The following is a 22,505-nucleotide window of genomic DNA, read 5'->3' on the forward strand; positions in this document are numbered from 1 at the left end:
CTCAGGTCGCCTCCGATCGGCGGGCCCAGCGCGGGACGCGCTGTCGCGGGAGTTCCGGCATCGCGAGCCGGGGGACGTCGGGCGTCGAGAGGACGGTGGCCTCGGCAGGTAGCGCCAGCAGTGAGGCGGCCAGGGCCAGATGCAGCAGATACGGCGAGGCGTCACCGAGACCGGCCTCGGTGTACGAGGCCATCGCGCAATAGCTGATCAGGAAGATCGCGCAGGCCCGCTGCAGCGACGGCGGCCGCAGCAGGGCGACACCGCCCAGCACCACGATGATCACCGCGACCAGGGTCACGCCGATCAGGCCCTGCTCGTTGTAGACGGCCAGCCAGCTGTTGTCGATCGGCAGCCCGCCGAACGACTTGTCGCCGAGGCCCACACCGAACAGCTGCTCCGAGGTCGAGCGGGGTGCGGACAACAGGGCGTCCCAGACCTTGGCCCGGCCGGTGAGGCTGGAGAAGTTCTCCTGGCTCTGTCCGCGCAGGAACCAGCTCTGCAGTGCGGAGGCGAACCCCACCGCGGCCACCGCGGCCAACACCACCGTCCAGCTGAAGAAGCGGCGGGCGGCGGCGCTGGTCAGCAGGAGCGAGCCGATCGCCAGCACCAGCCCGACGATCAGGCCGAGCGTGGCCGTACGGGTGTGGGTCAGCGCGAGCAGGACGAGGGACGGCACGATGATGACCGCCGCGCTCTTCTTGTCGGTCCGGCGGCCCAGCAGGAGCAGCACGGTGAGCCCGATGATCACCGCCGCGTACTGTCCGATCTGCGGCGGGGTGAGCGGCCACAACGCGCCGACCAGGCGCCCGCCGTAGAGGTCGGGCAGGGCCGCGCCCGGTGAGACGGCGAGTCCCGCGGCCACCGATCCGAGCACCGCGAAGTACATCCGGATGTGGTGCCGTACGAACGTCAGGCCGCCGTTCCACCAGCGGGTGAGCAGCCACAGGGTGCCGACGAACAGAGTCAGCCTGAAGCAGCGGAACAGCGCGCCGAAACCGGACTCCAGGTGGGCGCTGGAGATGATGCTCGACACCAGCAGCAGGGTGAGCAGGAGCACGTAGGCGCTGGGCCGGATGCGCAGCCGGAGGTTGACCGCGAGCGCCAGGGTGAATGCGGCGACCAGGGCGCCCATCGTGACCATCTGGATGAGGGAGCGGGGCAGCGGGACGATGGTCTTCGCCCCGGCGGAGCCCAACGTGTTGAGGACCAGCAGCCCCCAGACGATCCCGATGATCCTCGGTGCGCCGGCAGGGCGCGGTTCGGCGCCGGACAGCGTGCTCATCTCAACCACCCGCCTGTCCGCTGATCGTGCTGCCCGCGTCCTGCTGGTAGGGCGCGCCCTGCCAGCTCTGGAAGTCGAGGACCTTGCTGGGGTCGTGGACCACGAAGGCCCACGGCCCGACGTAGACGTTGGCGTGCCAGCGGTTGTGCTGCTTGAGGGTGATCGCGTCGGCCACCGCCTCGCCCTTGTAGGGCGACCAGTCCGGATAGGTGCCGTAGTTGGAGAGCACGGCCATGCGGTCGCACTTCGTCGTGCACTTGAGGACGGACTTGTCCAGCACGAAGCGGTTGTCGTGGATGTCCACCCGCTGGGTCTTCCACCGGCAGTCCGCGTACAGCGGTGCCTTGGTGATCGTCGACTTCGTGCAGCGGCTGGTCTTCTTCACCAGCAGCGTGCAGTCACCGGAGGAGGTGTTGGCCGGGCTGTTGCAGAACCGGTCGGCGTTCTCCCACAGGGTGATTCCGGACCAGTTGTTCTCCATCAGGTTGCCGTAGATCTCGATCTCGCTCGTGCGGGCCTTGACCCGTGGTTCGCCGCCGGACTCGGACAGGTAGACGGTCGCGAAGGGGAAGGTGTCGCCGCGGGCTGCTGCCTTGCGGCCCTCGACCCAGTTGTTGCGCCGGATCGTGTTGTTGCGGATGACCGCGTTGTAGCTGGTCTCGTAGATCAGCGCGGCACCGTCGTTGGCCTCCAGCACGTTGTCCTCGATGCGGAAGTCGTTGTTGTTGGTGTCCGCCCACAACCCGGTTCCGCGGTTGTCGTGCACCCAGTTGCCGCGTACGTCGGCGCCGTCGACGGCCCAGAACTTGATGCCCCCGGTGCAGCCGCAGCCCTGCTGGCGCCGCTCCCAGTCACCCGTGTTGTTGCCGACGATCTCGTTGCCCTCGACCACCAGGCCGCTGATACGGCCGCTGCCCTTGTAGGCGTTCATGCCGTACTGGCCGTTGGCGCGCAGGCAGTTGCCGCGGACCTGCTGGCGGGCTCCGGCCATCAGCCCGGCACCCAGGTTGTTCTGGATCGTCGAGTGCTCGATCACCCACCCGTCGGCCGAGTCGTGGTTGACCACGCCCTCGTTCTGCGGCGGCACGAAACCCTGCACGGTCAGATAGCCGATGGTGACGCCCTCGGCGGTGCCGGCGAACGCGTACTGGTTGGTCTTCCGGCCGTCGAGCACCGCGCCGGGCGCGCCGAGGTAGCGGTCCCCCTTCTTGGGGATGACCTGGGCGTAGCGGTCGGGGTCGAGCCGGTGCCGGCCCGGTCGCAACCAGAACGTGGTGTTCGCGGGGTTGTCCTTGGTCTTCTCCGCCAGGTCGCCGACCTTGGCGGGGTCGACCGTCACCGCGCCCGCCGGCGCCTTCGCCGGCCCGGCCTCGGGCTTGGCGCACACCCGGGCCACGGCCGCGGACCGCGCCCCGGACATGGTGGGCGCGGCGGTCGTCGTCTTCGCCTCGGCGGGCTGTGAGCTGTCGCAGCCCGTCAACGCCAGCAGGGCCAGCGTCAGCGGTGCCGCCGCCCACGCCCAGTGCCGCCTCTTGATCCCCACGTGCCCCTCCCTAGCCGCGGAACCTGAGCACGGTGGTGAAGCCCTCCGTGCCGTCGGTGAAGCCGGTGCCGACCAGGGTGGTGGCGGGTTCCTTGCGCCCGAATCCCGCGGAGTACCAGCCGAGCGGCGGATCGGTCTCGCCGCGATGCGCCTGCCAGGACAGCTGCCCGGGCAGGTCGAGCACCGCGGAGCGGTCCTCGCCGTCCCGGGTCCAGGTGAGTTCCGCCCGGTTGTCCACCAGGTCGGCGGTGATCGCCGGGCCGAGGTGGAAGGCCAGCCGCACGGCCCCGCCCGGGCCGCGCACCTCGTCGAGCACCCTCAACTCCCGGCTCTCGGCGGCGAGTTCCACCTGGCGGCGGTGCACCGAGCCCTGGTAGCCGTCGTGCTCCGCGCTCCAGCGGGCCGCCCCCTCGCCGGATGTCTCTGCGAGCAGCACGCGGCTGTTGGCATGCCGAGTCCACAGGAACGGGCCCCCGGAGACGGACTGGTCGGCGCCGTCCAGTTCGAGGGTGTTGTGGCCGAGGGTCGAGCGGAAGTACTGCCGCCACTCGGGCTGCCCGTGGTAGCAGTACGTCCCCGGGTCGGCGAGCACGTCGACGCCGTCGTGGCGGACCTCCACGGACAGTGCGTCCGCGTGGGCGTGCGCGGCGATGGACAGGAAGCCGTGCGGGCCGCCGTCGCAGCGGCACCAGATCTCCTCCGGGCCGCGCAGGATCGTCATGCCCGCATCGGCGAAGTGACCGGGCCTGCTCGCCGGGCGGGACACGGCCCGCCCGGTTCCGTTTTTCGCGTACGGCCGGATGAGCGCGGCCAGCAGTGGGGTGCGCACATCGGTGCCGGTCACCGTCGGCCACCAGTCGAGCCGGCCGAACACCGCCTCCCCGGTGGACAGCAGCGAGCCCCAGCGGTCGGTGCCCTCGCCGTCCAGGATCAGACCGTGGCCGTCGTCCGCGTCGCCCTGGCGCGGCGGACGCAGCCGGTTGTCCACGACGGCCGCGAGCGCGTCGGTCATCCGCAGCAGTACCAGACGGAGGGTCGCGGGGACCGGCACGCCCGCGGCGTCCGCCTCGGCCAGCGCGGCCAGACCGAGCTCCAGCACCAGTCCGTGGTACTCGGAGGCCAGTTCACGGTTGAGGCCGGAGATGAAGGTGTTGCTGCGCAGATGCCGGTCGAGCGAGCGCAGGGCGTCGGCCCGCCAGCGCTCCGAGGCGGGGAACCAGCCGAACGCGCAGGCCGCGGCGAACTGCCCGGCGGCCTCGGCGATGACGTGGTTGTTCGCCGACGATCCCCGGCTGGGGAAGGCGGCCAGCCAGCGCTGGTGGTGCCAGATCTGGTTCAACCCCACCGGGTTGTCCTCGAACAGCCCGGCCGCGCCCGGCCATCCTTCCAGCAGCCGCCGCACCCACACCCAGGACAGCAGCCGGATGCCCAGCTCGATGCCGCTGATCCAGTGGACCCCGCGCAGCGGCGGGTTGGCCTCCCACCACGACCGCAGGTGCGCGGCCACGCGCTCCGCGTACCGCTCGTCCCCGGTGATCGCGTAGGCGGCCGCGAGCTGGGTCAGGTAGTGGTGCCGGGACAGCTCCCAGATCTGCTTGATGTCCCCGACCGCGTCCTCGCTGCGGTACGGCACGTCGAAGGCGTAGCCCGACGGGGCCCGGCGCCCGGTCTTCGGGTCGTACCACCAGTCCGGGTCGACGAGGTCGTCGCGGGCCACCCCGAAGTACTCGACGTGTCCCTCCATCAGCCGGTCCGCCTCGGCGACGAGGCGTTTCGCGGCGTCCGAGGGCACCGCGGTGATCGCCTCGGCGGGCAGCGCCGCGGTGAACCGGGCGCCGGTCACGCTCGGGCAGGCCGGCGGCGCGGACCGCCACCGCCGTCTGCGCACCGTGTCGCCCACCCGGCCCGCGACCTCCTGCGGTCCCATCCGGGACAGCCGCCGCAGGTACCAGCCCGCGCTCATCGTCATCGTGCGTTCTCCAACGTCACCGGCGCACCGGCGGCCAGGCCGGCCTGCACGGCGAGGGTGGCCGCGGTGGTGGCGACCAGCGACTGAAGCGGCACCGGCATCGGCCCACCGGTCCGCACGGCCTTGATGAACGCGGCCAGTTCGGCGTTCTGGCCCTTGTCGCGGGCCTTGGGCAGCCGCGAACTGACCCACTTCTTACGGCCGTAGACCGAGGCGCGGACGAAGTCGTCGAGCCGCAGCACCTTGCCGTCGGCGACCAGGTCCAGCGTCTCCTTGGGGAAGCCGGCCGCGCCGGTGGTGACGTAGCTGATGGTGGCGGTGGACCCGTCCGGGTAGCGCAGCACGACCTGCAGGTCCTCGTTGCCGGAGGGGGCGACCGCGTAGACGGAGACCGGGTCGGCGTCGAGCAGCCAGCTCGCCGTGTCGATGAAGTGGCCGCCCTCGCCGGCGAACCGTGAGCCCTCGGTGCCCTGCTGGAGGTACCAGCTGCCGTGCTGCAGCCGGCCCGCGTTGACCAGGTAGCGCAGGCTCGCCGGGCCGGTGCGGGCACCGAACTGCTTCCTGGCCTCCTGCAGCAGCGGCGCGAAGCGGCGGTTGAAGCCCACCTGCAGCCGGTCGTTGCCGGACTCCTCCACCGCCGCCATCACACCGGCCAGCTCGTCCTCGGTGAGGGCCAGCGGCTTCTCCACGAACACCGTCTTGCCGGCCAGCAGTGCCTTGCGGGTCAGGTCGGCGTGCGAACTGTGCCGGGTGACCACGAACACCGCGTCGATGGACTTGTCGCCGAGCACGGCGTCGAGGTCGGTGGTCGCCTCGGTGAAGCCGAACTTCCGCTGCGCGTTGGCCGCGGACAGCGCGGTCGTGGTGACGACGGTCGACAACTCGACGCCCTCGCGCTGTGCCAGGTGCGGCAGCAGCATCGACGTCGCGTAGTTCCCGGCGCCGACGAACGCCAGCTTCACCGGCGTCCTGGCGCCGCGCGCCGGACTCGGCTTCACGGTCACCGCGGGTACGGCCACCGCCGGGGCCTTCGCCTCCTCCGCCTCCCCCGTCTGTTCGGGGTACCGGAACAGCGCGGTGATGGCCTTCAGCTCGCCGTCCTTCAGGCGCTGATAGGTCTCGACGGCGTCGTCGAAGTCGGCGACGTGGGAGATCAGGGGCTCCACGTCGATCCTGCCGCGGGCGGCGAGGTCGAGGAAGCAGGCCAGGTTGCGGCGCTCGGTCCAGCGGACGTAGCCGATCGGGTAGTCGCGGCCCTCCAGCTCGTACTCCGGGTCGTAGCGTCCGGGGCCGTAGGAGCGGGAGAAGCGGACGTCGAGTTCCTTCTCGTAGTACGCGTTCCACGGCAGGTCCAGGCGGCACTTGCCGATGTCGACGACCCGGCCGCGGTCCCGGGCCAGCTTGGCGGCCAGTTCGACGGGCTGGTTGCTGCCGCCGCCGGCGGCCAGGTACACCTGGTCCACGCCGTGGCCGTCGGTGAGTTCGGCGACGGCGTTCTCCACGGCTGCGGAGGCGGGGTCGCCGCAGGCCGCGGCGCCCAGGCGCTCGGCGAGCTCGCAGCGCGCCGGGTCGGGGTCGGCGCCGACGACGCGGACGCCCGAGGCGGCCAGGAGCTGCACCACCAGCTGCCCGATCAGTCCGAGGCCGATGACCAGGGCCACTTCGCCGAGCTGCGGCTCGCCCTGGCGGACGCCCTGCATCGCGATCGACCCGACGGTGCCGAAGGCCGCGTGCTGCGGCGCGAGGCCGTCCGGCACCGGGACGTAGAGGTTCTTCGGCACCCAGTTGAGCTCGGCGTGCAGCGCGTGCTCGTTGCCCGCGCAGGCCACCAGGTCGCCGACCTTCACGTCGTCGATGCCGGCGCCGACCTGCTCGACCAACCCGCACAGCGAGTAGCCGAGCGGTGTGTAGGAGTCCAGCTTGCCCATCACCTTGCGGTAGGTGGCGGGCACCCCGTTGGTGGCCACGCTCTGCATGACCTTGGCGACCTGGTCCGGGCGGGAGCGGGCCTTGCCCAGCATCGACATGCCGGCCTCGGACACCTTCATCATCTCGGTGCCGGTGGAGATCAGCGAGTAGGCGCTGCGGACCAGCACCCCGCCCGGCTTGCACCCCGGCACCGGAACGTCGAGCACCGCCAGCTCGCCGCTCTTGTAGTTCTGCACAACCTGCTTCACCCGAACTCCTCTGAAATTCCTAAGCCGTCAAACGAGTGCTCTGGCCGGACCCAGAGGTCGCGTCGCGATACCAGTACTCGAGCGTCAGTACGTGCCACAGATGCTTGGAGAAGTCCTGCTGTCCGGCCGCGTCCTCGGCGACCATCCGCCTCAGCGCGTCGCGGCGCAGGATCCCGGACCGGACGAGCTCGCCGTCGTTGACCACCTCGCGCACCAGCGGTGCCAGATCCCGGCTCATCCAGGCCCGCAGCGGGGCGCTGAACAGGCCCTTGGGCCGGTACACGATCTCCCGGGGCAGGATCGAGGTGGCCGCCTCCTTCAGGACCGCCTTGCCCTGCCGTCCGGCGATCTTGCGGTCGCCGGGGATGACGAACGCCGCCTTGACCACCTCGACGTCCACATACGGCGTCCGTACCTCGGTCGACGCGGCCATGCTGGAGCGGTCCGTGTACGTGAGGTTCAGCCCCGGCAGGAACATCCGGGCGTCGGTCAGACACATGCGGTTGACGAAGTCGTCGAGCTCGTTGTCCTGGTAGACGTCCCTGTGTTCGGTCAGTACGTCGTCGACCGTCCCGGCCAGATCCGGGTCGAGCAGAGCGAGCAGCTCGTCCTGGTCGTACATGGTGTAGCTGCGCCGGAAGGCGGTCTCCTCCGGCAGATCGGCGAAGGACAGGAACCGCTTCGCGAAGCGCACCGACCGGAACCCCCGGCGGGAGGTGGCGACCGGCAGCCGGTCCACGGCTGCCGAGACCCCGCGCCGCAGGGACCGCGGGACGCGCTGGTAGCGCAGCGCGATCAGGTTGGCCAGGTGCTTGCGGTAGCCCGCGAACAGCTCGTCGGCGCCCATTCCCGAGAGCATCACCTTGACCCCGGCCTCGCGTGCGGCCGTGCAGATCAGGAACGTGTTGATCGCGGCGGGGTCGCCGATCGGCTCGTCGAGGTGGTACGTCATCTCGGGGAGCAGGTCGAGCACGTTCGGGGCGATCTCGATCTCGTGCAGGTCGACGCCGAACCGCTGGGCCACCTGCCGGGCGTAGCGCAGGTCGTCCGGCATCGCCTCGAACTTGGCGTCCTCGGCCCGGAAGCCGATCGTGTAGGCGGAGATGCCCGGCTGGTGGCGGGCCGCCAGCGCGGTCAGATAGCTGGAGTCGAGGCCGCCGGAGAGGAAGGTGGCCACGGGTACGTCGGAGAGCAGGTGGCGCCGGGTCGACTCCTCGACGACGGCGGCCAGGTCGGGCTGCTCGCCGGCCCGGGCCCGCTCCCGGCCCTCGGCGGCGACCTCCTTCAGGTCCCAGAACCGGCCGCGCTCCACCCGGCCGTCGGGCCGGCACCGCAGCCAGCTGCCCGGCGGCAGCTTCTCCGCCTCGCGGAACGCGCACCGGGAGTCCGGCACCCAGTAGTAGAGGAGGGAGGCCACCAGCGCCGCGTGGTCCACCTCCAGCTTGCCGCCGGTGGCGGCGGCGAGTGCCTTCAGCTCGGAGGCGAACACCAGGCCCCCGCCGCGCCGCAGCAGGAACAGCGGCTTGATGCCCAACTGGTCGCGGACCAGGACCAGTTCACCGGTGCGCTCGTCGAAGATCCCGAACGCGAACATGCCTCGCAGCCGGGGCAGGCAGTCCGTGCCCCAGCGCCGCCAGGCCTCAAGGAGCACCTCGGTGTCCGAGGTGCCGCGGAAGCGCACCCCGGCCGCCTCCAGCTCGGCGCGCAGCTCGGGCGCGTTGTACAGCTCGCCGTTGTACGTCAGGGCGAGGCCGTCCGAGACCATCGGCTGGGCGCCGGTCTCGGTCAGGTCGATGATGGAGAGGCGGCGGTGCCCGAGGTGCACCTCGCCGTCACCGACGGGGTGGCCGTAGCGGCCCGCTCCGTCCGGGCCGCGGTGGACGAGGGTCTCGGTGAGCCGGTCGGTCACGACCTTTCCGTCCGGCCAGCGATAGGTGCCTGCGATGCCACACATGTGCTACCGCCCGTCCTGGTCGTTGCCCGGGACGTGTGCGGCCCAGATCGGCTGCCGCTCCGTCCGCGGCTGGTTGGTGCCGTTCTGCCGGGCCGGCCGCTCGGCACGGCCGCGCAGCGCGGTGTGCAGCCCGTCCCACAGGGTGCCGTCGGTCCGGTCACGCGGATCGGGGTCGATCAGCACCACACCGATCACCGGGATGCGCTGGTCCGCGAGCTGCCGTGCCACGGTGTGCAGCCAGGCGGCGCTGCCGTGTCCGGCCCGTACGACGAGCACGGTCTGGGTGCCGAGGTGGCGCAGGTCGGTCCACGCCGTGCCGGGCGCCACCGAGCCGACGCCGATGCGGCGCTCCTGAGGCGAGAGGGTCGCGGCACGCTCGCCGCTGACCACGGGCGGATCTCCAGGCTTGGTGCGGCCTTCGAGCTGCCCGCCGGGCAGATCGTCGACGACGGTCACCGGGCCCTGTGCCGCCAGGGCCCTGGCGAGGTCCAGGGCGATCACGCTTGTGCTGCGCGCACACCCCAGTTCCAGCAGCGACACCGGTTCCGTGGAGTCACCCGTCGTACGGGCCAGGGTCGCGGTGAGCCGTTCTCGGGTCACCCGGGTGCGTCGGCGCCGCCACAGCTTGCCCGAGCGGCGGGGCAGCTCCGCGATGACCGAGGCGCCCAGGTTGGCGGCGATGTCCCGGCGCAGCACGGGGCGGTCCGCCACCACCGTGCCGACCGCGGCGATGGCAAGCCCGATCACGAGCCCGAGGATCCCCCCGACGGCGGCGTCGGTGACCAGCGCCTTGGGCAGGGAGTGGGGCACCGCGCGCGGCGCGTCCACGATCTGCGTGCCGGCGATGACCTTGGGCGTGCCGGTGCGGGCGTCCGCGGCGCGCTGGTCGAAGTCGGAGATGCGCGAGTTGAGTTCGGCCCGGCGGGCGAAGAGCGTCTCGATGCCCGCCGACGCCTTCGGGTCGCTGTCCGGCGACCGGTTTCCTATCTGCTTGTTGACCTGGGCGAGCTCGACCCGCATGCGGTCACGCTGGTCGAGCAGGGCCTTGGCCTCGGCCTGCGCGGTGTCCTTCATCCGCCGTACATGGTCGGCGACGAACGAGTCGGCCAGTGCCTTGGCGCGGGCCACCGCCTGCGCCTCGCTGTCGCCTGTCACGGTGATCTGCAGCAGGTTGTTGGTCAGACCGGCGCCCTGGTACTCCTTCATGAAGTCCGCGGCTTTTTCCGGGGACTTCAGGGACTGCAGGGCCTTGTCGGCGATCTGGGTGGTCTGCAGCAGCTGGACGTCGGTGCGGATCAGCGTTCCGGTGTCGTTCGGCTGGTCCTCCGCGTGGGTGACCAGCACCTTGGTCACCGCGGTCGGCGGCGGCGGCATCAGGACCGCCACCGCGGCGCCGGCCAGCAGGCCGAGAAGCGCCATGGCCGTCCACAGGCGGCGGCGCCTGCGCACCGCCACCACCAGCGCCTGCAGGTCGATGAGCGGAGTGGCAGCCGACGACTCCGAGGTCGTGCTTGTCGTCACGCTGAACCTCCCGTTGCGTGGCCGCGCACCGCGAGTGCCAGCGTGGCATCGTCCGGAAGCGGGCCGGCGGACCTGGTGGGGCGGGCCTGGACCAGGTCGGCGACGACGATGCCGACGACCTCGTGCCTGCCGTCCGCGCACGCCTCCGCGATGCCGACGAGCTCCTCCGCGGTCCAGCTGTCCGCGCTGAGGACCACCACGGCGCCGGACTCGTTCTCGCGGTCCGGGACCACCGGGCGGTCCACCGAAACCTCCACCATCCGCAGCGTCGGACCGCTCCTGGCCTCGGCGACGAGCTGTCCTGCGGCCCGGCGGGCGATGTCGTCGCCCGCCGGTACGACGAGCAACAGCCGCTGGGCAGCGGGCAGTCGCTCCTTCAGGCGGGCACACACCCGCCGGTAGCGGAGCCGTCGGCCGGCCTCGTCACCGGACTTCTGCGGGGCCGGTACGTTCCACGGCGTGTCAAGGCCGACGAGTCGGCGGATCCCGGCTCTGGGGCCCCCGCCCTCCGGCCGGTGAGCGCGCCGTTCACCGGCCACGTCGACGGTGCCCAGCAGCGTCGAACCCAGCGCCGCGGCGATCTCCGGTTCGGTGCGCAGCCGGCGGTTCATGCGGGCGGCCACGAGATGGCCGATGACCGCGAGCAGGAAGAACAGCAGCGCTCCGCCGACGATGAGCTGGATCCTCGTCGGCGCGGCCTCGCCGGTCGGCGGGGCGGCGGGGCCCATGACGACCATGCCTGCCTTGTTGGTCGCCGGGTTCGCCTCGTCCACCTTCTTCATGGCCCCCTCCAGCGAGGTGCGCAGGTTCTCGAGCGCAGTACGGGCCTGCACGCTCTCCACGGTCTGACCGGGGTTGGCCGCCTTGGCCAGGTCGCTGATGCGGCGGTTGGTCTCCTCGACCTGCTTGCGCAGCGTGTCGTTGGCCGTGGTGGTTGCGGAGTCCGTGCCACTGCCCGCGATCTGCGCGGTGTACTGCACGAATTGCTGGGCCACCTGGTCGGCGAGCTGCTGCGCGCGCTTCGGGGTGTCGGCCGTACCCGCGATCGTGATGATGTTCCCGTCCGCGGCCTTGGCGCTGACCTGCTTGCGCAGGTCGGTGGTGCTGACGCCGGACCAGTGCAGAGCGTCGGCCGCGCGGTCGACGACCGCCGAACTGGTCGCGAGATCCACCTGGGTGAGCAGCTCGCGCTCCTCCCACAGTCCCGGCAGCAGTACCGGGGCCGATGCCGTGTACCGCGGTGGGAACACCACGACCGAGGCGCCGAAGCCGACCAGCGCGCCCACGACGGCGAGGACGGCGAGCAGCCGCCAGCGCCGACGGAATATCCGCCCGATGGTGACCAGGCGTATCGTGTCCTCGCTCAACTGCGCTGCCTCTTCCCTGTCCGGACCGGCTCGACCGCCGACACCGGGGTGTGGTCACGGCAGGCGGCGGCATAGGCGGCGAGCAGCGACGCTTGTGAGTTCTCCCAGGACAGCGGCCCGCTGATCCGCTCCTGGCCGATCTTGCCCATCCGGGCCCGCCTGTCCGGATCGTCCATCAACTCGGCGACGAGCTCGGCGAACCGGGCCTCGTCGTTGGCGGGTGCGTAGACGGCGGCGTCACCGGCGGAGACGCGCGCCTCCTTCAGCTCGAAGGAGACGATCGGCCGGCCCATCGCCATGTACTCGAGGACCTTGTTCATCGTCGACACGTCGTTGAGCGGATTGCGCGGGTCGGGAGACAGGCACACGTCCGCGGTGGACAGGTAGCGCACCAGGTCCGCGTCCGGAATGCGCCCGGTGAACTGCACCTGCTCGGCGAGGCCGAGCTTCTTGGACAGCTCCACCATCGCGTCGAAGGCGTCCCCGGAGCCGACGAACACCGCATGCCAGTCCGTACGCCCGAGCTCGTCGCGCAGCTTCGCCAGGGCCCGCAGGGCGTAGTCGACGCCGTCCTGAGGGCCCATGACGCCCAGGTAGCACAGCAGATGAGGCTTGCCGCGCTTCAACTCCGGCTCGGACGGCACCGGTTGGAACCGCTCGATCTGGGGTGCGCTGCGCACCACGAAGACGTCTTCCGGGCGTTTACCGCCACGGCGCATCGCGACGTCGCGGTAGCTCTCGTTCGTGGCGAGGACGATGTCGGCGGCCCGGTAGGTGCGCCGTTCCAGCGCGCACACACCGCGGTAGAGCAGGTCCTTGCCGCGGTCGAACCGGGACAGGTACAGCTCGGGCACCAGGTCGTGCTGGTCGAAGACGAACCGCGCGCCGCGCCGCTTGAGCCACAGGGCCGGCAGGAACAGCAGGTCGGGCGGGTTGCAGGCGTGGACCACGTCGACCGGGCCGACCTTGCGGGCCAGCCGGGCCGTGTGCCACAGCGCCGATCCGTACTCCTTGAGATAGCCGGCCGGCCCTCCGGTGGCCGCGCGCAACGGGTAGCGGTGGATCCGCACCCCGTCGATCACGGCCTCCGGCTCCGTGTCGCGCTTGGTGCCCTGCGGACAGATGACGTCCACCGTCCAGCCCGCGTCGCGCAGCGTCGTGCACTCCTGCCACACCCGCCGGTCGAAGGGCACCGACAGGTTCTCCACCAGGATCAGGGCGCGTCGCCCCGGCCCCTCACCGCTGATTGCATTACCAAGCAAGGCCCACATACCCCGGTTCGGCCCGACGCTCATCGGCGTCGGGAAGGTGGATGAGGTCGACGATCACCGGGGTGTTCCCATGGGGCAGCACCGACAGCACAGCCGGATCCCGGGTCCCGACCAGGCACACCTCGGCATGGTCGAGCACCTCCTCGACGGACTCCGCGAGCAGCTGCGCGAGGTGCGGCAGCCGGTTCTCGATGTACTCGCGGTTCGCGCCGAGCAGCCGGGACAGGCTCACATTGGCGTCGTAGATCTTGAGGTCGTACCCCTTGCCGAAGAGGCGCTCCGCCAGCTCGACGAGCGGGCTCTCGCGGAGGTCGTCGGTGCCGGGTTTGAAGGACAGCCCGAACATTCCCACCCTGCGCTTGCCGGTGCGCTCGACCAGGTCCACCGCGCGCTGCAGATGGTCGGCGTTGGAGGGCAGAACGTGGGACAGGATGGGCACCGAGACGTCCGCCCGCTGCGCCGCGTGGACCAGGCTGCGCAGGTCCTTGGGCAGGCAGGAGCCGCCGAAGGCGAAGCCGGGCCGCAGATAGGCGGGGCTGATGTTCAGCTTGCGGTCGGCCAGGAACACGTCCATCACCTGGTGCGAGTCCACCCCGAGCGCCTGGCACACCGCGCCCAGCTCGTTCGCGAAGCCGATCTTCAGTCCGTGGAACGCGTTGTCCGCGTACTTGATCGCCTCGGCCGTCGGGACCGGCACCCGGAACACCTCGCCGGGCAGGCCCTCGTACAGCGCCATCACCGCGTCGCCGCTGGCCGGGTCGAGCTCGCCGACGACGGTCTTGGGCGGGTCGAAGAAGTCCCGCACGCTGGTGCCCTCGCGCAGGAACTCCGGGTTGACCGCGACCCCGACGTCCACACCGACCGTACCGCCGAGGTTCTTCTCCAGGATCGGCACCAGCAGGTTCAGGCAGGTACCCGGGAGCATGGTGCTGCGGAACACGACGGTGTGCCGCCCGCCGCGCTCGGCGAGCGCGGCGCCGATCTCCTCGGTGACCCGCTCCAAGTACGTGGTGCACAGGCTGCCGTTGGGCTCCGACGGCGTGCCCACACAGACCAGCGAGATCTCGCTGTCCATGATGGCCTCGCGGACGTCGGCGGTGGCGCGCAGGGCGCCGGTCCGCACGACGTCGGCGATGAGCTCGCCGATCCGCTCTTCGACCACCGGGGCCTTGCCGTCGTTGACCAGGTCGACCTTCACCTGGTTGACGTCCACGCCGATGACCTCGTGCCCCATGCTGGCCAGGCACGCGGCCGATACGCAGCCCACGTAGCCGAGCCCGAAAACGCTGACTCTCATGACCCGTTCCTCCCCCCACACAGGCCCTTGTGGCCTGCGGTCCCCCCAGCAAGGCCCTTGTGGCCTGCCGTCCACATGTCGGCCGGACGACGCCCCCCGCGCATCAGTAGGCCCCCTGCCCGTGAAGCACCGCACGCATCGTCTTCCACAAGATCACCGTGTCCAGGGCGAGCGACCAGTCCTCCACGTACCTGAGGTCGAGGCGGACCGCCTCCTCCCACGGCAGGTCGCTGCGTCCGCTGATCTGCCACAGACCGGTGAGCCCGGGCTTGACCAGCAGCCGCCGCCGGATGTCCGGGTCGTACGCGGCGCACTCCTCCGGCAGGGGCGGCCGCGGACCGACGAGCGACATCGATCCCGTCAGTACGTTGAAGAGCTGAGGGAGTTCGTCGATCGAGTACCGGCGCAGCACTCCCCCCACCCGGGTCACCCTCGGATCGTGGCGGACCTTGAACAGCAGCCCTGCGCCCTCGTTCTGGTCGGCGAGTTCGGCACGTGCCCGGTGGGCGTCGACGACCATGGTGCGGAATTTGAGGATGGTGAACTCTCGGCCGTCCTTGCCGACCCTGCGCTGGCGGTAGAAGGCCCCGCCCCGGCTGTCCGCCAGCACGAGCAGCGCGACGAACACCATCAGCGGCGCGAACAGCATCAGCAGGACCGCCGCGCCGACTCGGTCGACGACCGCCTTGATGGCCCGGCGGCCTCCGGTGAAGGCCGGCATGCTGACCCGCAGCAGCGGGATACCGAGCACCGCGTCGACATGCAGCCGCGGGCCGGCCACCTCCATCAGCACCGGCGCCACGACCATCTCGGCATCGCTGCCTTCGAGGTTCCAGGCCAGCCGCTGCAGCCGGTCCGGCGTCCAGTGCGGGTCGGGTGTGACGGCGACGACACGGTAGCCGTCGTGGTGGACGTGCTTGGCGACGTCCGTCAGCCGGCCGACGACCGGCACTCCGTCCAGCTGGTCACCGTCGCGCCCGCGGCCGTCCGGCGTGCACACGGCCTCAACGCGCCAGCCGATGTGCGGGAACTTGCGGGTTCGGGTGATCAGGTCGCGCACCGTGGCCGGGCTTCCGGCGGCGAGCACCGGTCTCAGGCACCGGCCTTCCTTGCGCTGTTTGTGCAGCCAGAGGCGGAGCACATACCGCTCGGTCATGGTGACCAACGCGATCGCGGGGATCGCGACGAAGATCCAGAGCTTGATGTTGCGCGAGGTGAGGGCTATCCCGCCGAGCGCCAGTACGACCGTCGCCGCGAACAGTGAGCGTCCGAGTCTTCGGAATTCCTCGGCGCCCTGGCCGAGCACGGCCGGAGCCCAGGCCCGGCCGACCGCAAGCGCTGCCAGCACCAGCAGCCAGGTGCCGAAGGCGAGTATCCCCCACTTCTCGTGCCAGTTGGCCGCGTCCCGGGCCCCGAAGAAGTTGCCTATCGATGCCACCACCAAGGCGGTGGCCACGGTGTCGCTGGTGATCACGGTACGGCGGTACCGCTGTTCCCAGTCGTTCGCGGGCTGACTGATCGCCTCTTTCGCCAGACGCCCGCGCGCCGACGAAAAAGGGTCGACTATTCCCCCCTGTCGCACAGAAACCCCCCGGTCCCCAGTGATACGACGTGTTCGCCCAACACTGCTGCCCCTCCCCCACGGAAGGCCCCCGCCTCCCGCACGCTTCCTCCCCTTGGGAGGTCCCCGCCCCCGCGATGCGCTGTCCCTTCCCGAGGGAGGCCCCCGCCTCCCGCGCACGACATCACGGCTACTGCAACCGCACCTGAACAACTCGCCCCGGCCGCGGCGACTCACATGCCCGGCCAGACTCTCGAGCTGTACGGAAACCCGTCGGCACCTCGGATGCTCCCCGCACCCGAAGCCCCTTTCGGGCCCCAAGAATTGATCACCCCCACGTCGGCGCCAGAGACGCGGCTACTGGCCGTCTGCATCGCCGACCCATGGATCACCATTTGTCGCCTCGTGTCCCAGCATGCGAAGCAAGGTCAATCTAGACCATCGGAACCCGCCTGGAGAGAGGAACGTGTGGAATTTGTGCCCGAGATTTGAAGATGGCTCCAATGGATCGGTGCCCGCCTGCGGGTGCCGTGGCGACGGAGGACGCGCCTGTGACCTGTGCTGCCGGGTGCGGACGGGGTCCGTCCGACGCGATCTCGTCGGTGAGCACGGGGCGGTGGTTGCGGGTGGGAGCGGTCGACGGCACCCGGAAAACGGAATCTGCCCGCTCTGTTGACGCAGGCAGACACCGGGGCTGCGCAGACGGCCGCCCTGGACCACGAGGAAGTCAAGGGTCACTTTCGACAATCTGCGCGATGGAGTGCCGCGGCCATGCGTTCGTCGCCGAGGCCCCAGCAGCATCTCCATGGTGTGTGCGCTTGTGCCCGCGCCAAGAACTCGGACGGCGTTCGGCGGTCGCCACACCGTAGGACGCGCAGATCAGGGGCGTATATGGCGGGACACCGAAGCCGGCTTGGAACCCGAGCAGAACGCGAGCGCGACCACGCGAGGAAATTCCACGCGAGGTTGCTTGCGTGACGTTGTGGGGGAGACCCACCGAAGGCTGTCGGGGACTCCGGTAGCTGACCGGACCGGGCGTGTCCTCATGCGGGGAGGTGGGCGGTGCCCCGGTAAGGGGTAACCGGGGCACCGCTTGACGCCAAGATCATTCGTGAGGGCGGATCACCAGCTCAACGATCAGACCCCACAGCACCTTTACAGCTGCTGCGACGACGAACTTTGAGGCCAGATCCCTGCGCCACTCCTTCTTGTTCTCGGCCACCTTCCACCTCCTGAGTCCAGCTCCAACGCGGATAGAACGACGGGCGAGCCCGTCCGGGGCGCCGGCAAGGGGATACCGGTCCCCGTCTGTGGAAGGTGCCGCCCTCGGGCCCAAAACCCCTTCCGGGCCCGAGGGCGGTCCCCTTATTTCCGCGCCTGGAGCTGGTGGTTCAGGCGATGGAACCTCCCACGGTAGCGGCACCTTCGCCAACTGGTCAGTCAGATGGCGGTACTTGATGGCTGTGAGCCCGGAACAGCCTGTCGGCGTTCCCCTGGACGTGCACGCCGGACCGGTCCGCATCCTGCTGCGCTGGTTGGAGCAGGGCGAAGGTCTGCTCGACCACCTGGGCCAGGGTCTGGGTGACGTCGTTGACGTTGGCCGCGGCAGTGATGACCTTTAATGGGTGGCCTTTCCGTCGCAGATCAGGTGGGTGTGTACTGCCCGTCCTGCCGCGGTCGACCGGTGACGGGCCGGCGGCCTCGCCCCTTATTTCGCGCGAGCGTGGGAGGCGTCCACGCAGGCCCGGGTCCAGTCCAGGGCGTCGGCCGCGTGCAATTCGGCGAGCAGGATGTGGTGCAGCGCCTGAAGACCCCGGCCTCGTGCCACCGGCCCAGTCGGCGCCAGCAGGTCTGTCCGGAGCCGAACTCCAGCTCCAGCGACAGGAGTCGTCGGCTGACGTCGCTGTACAGCACATACAGGTCGCTGCCACCGACGGTGGGGCCGCCTTGGGAAACCACCTGGTGCTGACGGTGGAGCAGCTGCTGACCGACCGGAATCCCGGCGGTGTGTGGTACGTCGACAACGGGTTGGGACGCCGGCCTCGGCACTCGCGGTGGTCCCACGGTGTCGATCACACACGAGGCCGGTTCAACAGCCGGGAGAGCACGATGGCGCTCTCGGTCCGTTCCACAGGAGCGGTGGCGCGCACGCGTTGGATGGCCTGTTCCAGGTGGGGGATGTCTCTGGCGAGCATGTGGACGACTGCGTCGGCCGCGCCCGAGACGGTGCAGGCTTCGACGACCTCGGGGATGGCCTCCAGGGCTTGGCGCAGTTCGGCGGGGGTGGGATTGCCGGTGCAGTAGACCTCGCCGAAAGCCTCGGTATGCCAGGCCAACGCCTGAGGATCGACGAGAGCGGTGAAACCGCGGATCGCTCCGGTGGCCACGAGGCGGTCGAGACGCCGCTTGGCGGCGGGCGCGGACAGCCCGCACGCCTTGCCGATCTGGGCGTATGTGGCCCGCGCGTCGTGCAGCACGTACCGGATGATCGCTTGATCGATGGCGTCCATGACCTCACTCCAGACGTCGGAGCCTGCGGCCCGGCGCAAGAAATGGCCAGGAGCCCGCTGACATTGCAAGAAAGCGACAGTAGGCAGCAGCAAATGGCGATTGCTTGCGTTGTCCGCCGAACATAGTCTCCGGCTTGTCCTGATGTCACGTGCTGGGAGCAGTGTTGAGATGACAGCGAGCCTGAGCGATGTGGAAGCCTCGGCACTGGCCGCGGTGGACGAGGCGGCCATCGCCCGGCTGCTGCTGGAACTTCTCGCTGTTCCGAGCGTGACGGGTAGCGCCGCGGAGTCCGAGGTTCAGCACGTCCTGGCCCGGCATCTGAAGCGGATGGACCTCGATGTCGACCTGTGGTCCATGAACCTGCCCGAGCTATGTGACCATCCCCGTTTTCCCGGCAGTGAGGCCCCGCGCACCGAGGCGTGGGGCCTGGTGGGCGGCACGGTGCCCCAGGCCGACGGGCCGACCCTGATCCTCCAGGGGCACGTCGATGTCGTCCCTTCCGGAGACCTGGCGCGTTGGGAGGGTGACCCGTTCCGCCCTCGGGTTACCGGGGACGTGGTGCACGCACGAGGAGCGTGCGACATGAAGGCGGGTGTGGTGGCGATACTCGCCGCCCTAGCCGCGATACGGGAGGCGGGCGCAAGGTTGCGCGGCCAGGTGTCCACGCATTTCGTGGTCAGCGAAGAAGACGGGGGACTCGGGGCGTTCGGCACCCTCCAACGCGGCCACACCGGCGACGCCTGCATCATCACCGAACCGACCAGTGGCGCGGTCATGACTGCGAACGCCGGCGCCCTGACCTTTCGCATCCAAGTACCCGGCAGGGCAACCCACGGCAGCACCAGATACGTGGGAGTGAGCGCGATCGACGCATACCTGCCCATCCACCGCGCGCTCGCCCATCTGGAAGCCCGCCGCAACGTCGGCGCCGACCCGCTCATGTCCGAATACCCCATCCCCTACCCGCTGTCCGTCGGTACCGTCCATTCCGGCGACTGGGCCAGCAGCGTGCCCGACCTCCTGGTGGCCGAGGGAAGACTGGGCGTCCGGCTGGGCGAGGATCCGGCCCAGGCACGCGCCGAACTGGAGGCGTGCGTGGCCGAAGCCTGCGCGGCCGACCCCTGGCTGCGCACGCACCCCGCCACGGTGACGTGGCCCGGCGGACAGTTCGCCAGCGGACGGCTGCCGGCCGGGCATCCGCTCGCGGCCCAGGTCGCCGACGCGCACGCCGACGTCACCGGCGGCCCGCGACCTTCCGAGCGAGGCGCCCCCTACGGCAGCGACCTGCGACTGTACTCCGGGGCGGGCATCCCCACGCTGCAGTACGGCCCCGGCGACGTACGCCTCGCGCACGGTCCGCAGGAACAGGTCCGCGTGAGCGACATCGTCACCGTCACCCGGGCACTGGTGCTCGCCACACTGCGCACGGTCGGCACCAAGTAGTAGCCCCAGCCCCAGCCTCAGCCCCTACCGGCTGCTTGTGACCCGGTGGAAGTGACTGTTCGGCGAGCCGGATGCGGTCGCAGGGTGGCCAGCGGCGGTTCCGGCAGTGCGGCAGTCCTCGGCCACCGGCCCGAGAGAGATCACCGCGGTCCTCTCCCACGGCCGAACCGCTCACCTGCCTCGTACCGGTTCCGCTCACGAAGCCGTCACCTCTCGGCGGTCAGCCCGCCACCTGCGCGTACCGCATACCACCGGCCTACCGTAGGGATCACCACCCGTCACCCCGACAACACCCCGAGGAAGTCAGTAGGCCCGGCGCCGGCTGCCCGCCTTCGCGGCCTGCACCCAGGGCGCGAGTTCTTCGAGCAACTCGCCAAGTGTGCACGAGAGTTGCCGGACAGGGCAGGACGGGACCAGGCGGCACGGCCCCAGGCTTGCGTCACAAAGAGCTCGCCCGCGCCGGTCAGGGACACGACAAGATCAGGCAGGACGTCGACTCAGCAGGTGGGGCAGCCGCCATCACTGGCCTCTTGCGAGGCACGGGCGCACAACTACTCCTTGCTCAAGGAAGTCTCGCATTCGAGGAAGTCTGCGCCACCTGCGAACTGTTCGTGCGCCGGATGCTCGCCATACCCGAGACGCCGGACTGCTGACCGAGAGGAACCGCGAGTCCGGCCCTGGAGAGGTGCTACGCCGAATGACTCGTGCCAATTGCGTGCCAGGTCGTGCGGGGAAAACGGGGAACAGCGCGGACAACCCGGAGTTCCGCATCGCCGTACCCGAGCGGTGGCGGCTGGTGGTGGACCGTCCGCAGTAGTGGATGCGTGCCTATGCCCGGCTGTCCCGGTGCGTCTGGCGGGAGTTCGAACCGGTCCGGAAGCATGCGGAGTAGCACATCCGACGGGAAGCTGAACGAGTGGGCGCCGCGGTCCTCCAAGGCTGCGCCGACCTAGTGTTCCAGGACCTGAGTCCGCGCTTTCGCCTGCAGGGCGGCAGCCTGCATCTGCCCGATCGACAGGCCGAAACCTTTCGTTTGAACAGGCGGTGGCTGGTCCTGGTCCCCATCGTGTCGGGGCCGGGTGCGTCGATGTTCGCGCTGGATCGCTCGGACCCGGTGCGGATCGCATATCGGCTGTCCGCGATCGGCCGGATGTGGGTGGCGCCCGCAGGCGCCCCTGCCCACACGGTCGACGTGCTGTCGCTGGTGGTCGGCCCGCTGCGCGCGGCGATCCTGCGGGCGCCTGCGCAGCCGTAGACCATGAGCGAAGTAACCCACCTGCTCGGTCTCAGCCCGGCCAAGGCCACTCATCACTGCCTACAGCTCGCGGACACCGGGCTCATCGAGCGTCAGCGGCAAGGCCGACGACGTGCGTAATCCGACGCACCTAGCGCGGCAACGCCGTGGTCGACCTGCTGTGAGCCATAGCAGCTCGAACCGCCGCTAAACACACTTCGAATACGATCGAATTGATGGAGGGTTCGGCTCGGGTCGGGGTCTACTTTTCCGTGCAAGCACGGAGGTTCTCGCGACTGCGAGCCGGCGGTGAAACGTCAACGAGCCGCGGATTCGACTCCCGATCCCGGAAGCCTTGGCCACAGCGGATTGCCGCGCCTGCGGGCATCAGCTCTCTACGGTCGTTTAGAAGAAAGAAGATCTGAGATGCGATCAATCAGCCGAATCAGCGTGTGGGCCACCACGATGGCCACTGCCGTGGGAGCCACCGTGGTACTCAGCAGTGGTCCGGCCGCCGCCGCCGACGGGTACTGGGCCAATGGCTGTGATCCCGGACGGGCGTGCGTTTGGACGAATCACGGGGACCCGGGCCGCGGGAATGCCTGGAACTTTATCGGCTGCGGTATGCACGGCCTCAGTTACTGGTTCAACGCAGGTCAAGCCCACGGCAACAAATTCAGGGTCACCTACCAGGACGGGCGGTGGGACGAAACCCCCGCATGGACGTCGCGCGCGCTGGATGACAGCAACCTCGCCACCAGTGCATGGGTTTACTGCTAGACGAACCTGTGCTGCCGGCGAGACGCTCCAATGGGCGTCGCGGGCGTCCTCCCACGGCACGCCAGACTTTACGGCCGGTTACCCATGGGCGGCGATGTCCTCCAGCACTGTTGCGAGGACATCGACACGGGCCCGCTGGTCGGCCGTGTAGGCACACACCGCCTACGACAAGGGGCCGGCGAGTGTCTCGTCCATGTGCAGATCCTTGATCTGAATGGCGCAACTAGTGCCGCATCAAGCAACGTTCGCCCCGTGGTGACGCGTCGTCCGGTGGTGATCCGGACGACGCGATGTTTTCTCGACCACAACCTCGTGAGGGAGAGCCGGAGGGTTCTCGAAGCTCGGATGAGAGTGCACCCCGCGAGACTACGCGGACCCCGTCCGACGCCACCGGCACGAACGAACTGTCCTGCCGGAACAGTTCGGGACGCCCGCCGAGCTGCCTGGCGGCCACCTGGGAGGCGGCGAGTCTCCCAAGATCACCGTGACCGCAGCGTGCGCACGCCCGGCGCGGACTGCCCACGTTGAAGTACCTACTGGCGCCGCAGCCCCTGCGCTCCATCGAACCGCGCCCGCCGGCCGGGCAGCGAGCCAG

The 22,505-nt window shown here is 70.1% G+C and carries 13 protein-coding genes; 2 read left to right on the forward strand and 11 right to left on the reverse strand.

The window, feature by feature from the left end:
- Position 1 precedes the first annotated feature (1 nt).
- The 11 genes from ABD355_RS04130 to ABD355_RS04180 form a co-directional block, all read right to left on the reverse strand.
- A complete protein-coding gene (locus ABD355_RS04130; protein ID WP_344398642.1) occupies positions 2-1,282 on the reverse strand; it encodes an O-antigen ligase domain-containing protein in 1,281 nt (426 codons plus the stop codon).
- Between the two features lies 1 nt (position 1,283).
- The gene (locus ABD355_RS04135; protein ID WP_344398643.1) at positions 1,284-2,825 is read right to left on the reverse strand and encodes a right-handed parallel beta-helix repeat-containing protein; all 1,542 of its coding nucleotides are present in this window, start codon (positions 2,823-2,825) and stop codon (positions 1,284-1,286) included.
- Between the two features lie 10 nt (positions 2,826-2,835).
- Positions 2,836-4,794 carry a heparinase II/III family protein gene (locus ABD355_RS04140; protein ID WP_344398644.1) on the reverse strand — a complete coding sequence of 653 codons (1,959 nt, stop codon included), beginning with the start codon at positions 4,792-4,794 and terminating at the stop codon, positions 2,836-2,838.
- Positions 4,791-6,971 carry a bi-domain-containing oxidoreductase gene (locus ABD355_RS04145; RefSeq protein ID WP_344398645.1) on the reverse strand — a complete coding sequence of 727 codons (2,181 nt, stop codon included), beginning with the start codon at positions 6,969-6,971 and terminating at the stop codon, positions 4,791-4,793. The genes ABD355_RS04140 and ABD355_RS04145 overlap by 4 nt, the downstream gene beginning before the upstream one ends.
- Positions 6,972-6,990: 19 nt before the next feature.
- Complete coding sequence (asnB, locus tag ABD355_RS04150) at positions 6,991-8,925, reverse strand: asparagine synthase (glutamine-hydrolyzing) (RefSeq protein ID WP_344398646.1); 1,935 nt, start codon at positions 8,923-8,925, stop codon at positions 6,991-6,993.
- A 3-nt stretch (positions 8,926-8,928) separates the two neighbouring features.
- The gene (locus ABD355_RS04155) at positions 8,929-10,446 is read right to left on the reverse strand and encodes a Wzz/FepE/Etk N-terminal domain-containing protein (protein WP_344398647.1); all 1,518 of its coding nucleotides are present in this window, start codon (positions 10,444-10,446) and stop codon (positions 8,929-8,931) included.
- Positions 10,443-11,813, reverse strand: a complete 1,371-nt coding sequence (locus tag ABD355_RS04160) for a Wzz/FepE/Etk N-terminal domain-containing protein (RefSeq protein WP_344398648.1) — start codon at positions 11,811-11,813, stop codon at positions 10,443-10,445. Before ABD355_RS04160 ends, ABD355_RS04155 begins: the two co-directional genes overlap by 4 nt.
- Positions 11,810-13,084, reverse strand: a complete 1,275-nt coding sequence (locus tag ABD355_RS04165; protein ID WP_344399040.1) for a glycosyltransferase family 4 protein — start codon at positions 13,082-13,084, stop codon at positions 11,810-11,812. The genes ABD355_RS04160 and ABD355_RS04165 overlap by 4 nt, the downstream gene beginning before the upstream one ends.
- Positions 13,065-14,381 (reverse strand): nucleotide sugar dehydrogenase, encoded by a 1,317-nt coding sequence (locus ABD355_RS04170; protein ID WP_344398649.1) that lies wholly within the window; start codon positions 14,379-14,381, stop codon positions 13,065-13,067. The genes ABD355_RS04165 and ABD355_RS04170 overlap by 20 nt, the downstream gene beginning before the upstream one ends.
- 103 nt (positions 14,382-14,484) lie before the next feature.
- On the reverse strand, positions 14,485-15,963 hold the full coding sequence (locus ABD355_RS04175; protein WP_344398650.1) for a sugar transferase: 1,479 nt from the start codon (positions 15,961-15,963) through the stop codon (positions 14,485-14,487).
- Positions 15,964-18,014: 2,051 nt separating this feature from the next.
- The gene (locus ABD355_RS04180; RefSeq protein WP_344398651.1) at positions 18,015-18,452 is read right to left on the reverse strand and encodes an Lrp/AsnC family transcriptional regulator; all 438 of its coding nucleotides are present in this window, start codon (positions 18,450-18,452) and stop codon (positions 18,015-18,017) included.
- A 169-nt stretch (positions 18,453-18,621) separates the two neighbouring features.
- Here ABD355_RS04180 and ABD355_RS04185 point away from each other — a divergent pair, with 169 nt between their 5' ends.
- Both ABD355_RS04185 and ABD355_RS04190 read left to right on the forward strand, forming a co-directional pair.
- Positions 18,622-19,896, forward strand: coding sequence for an ArgE/DapE family deacylase (locus ABD355_RS04185; protein WP_344398652.1), 1,275 nt, complete (start codon positions 18,622-18,624; stop codon positions 19,894-19,896).
- 916 nt (positions 19,897-20,812) lie between these two features.
- Positions 20,813-21,151, forward strand: coding sequence for a hypothetical protein (locus ABD355_RS04190; RefSeq protein ID WP_344398653.1), 339 nt, complete (start codon positions 20,813-20,815; stop codon positions 21,149-21,151).
- Positions 21,152-22,505 lie beyond the last annotated feature (1,354 nt).

It is taken from the genome of Streptomyces longisporus, assembly GCF_039532765.1.
In the GTDB taxonomy this organism is placed as follows: Bacteria; Actinomycetota; Actinomycetes; order Streptomycetales; family Streptomycetaceae; genus Streptomyces; species Streptomyces longisporus.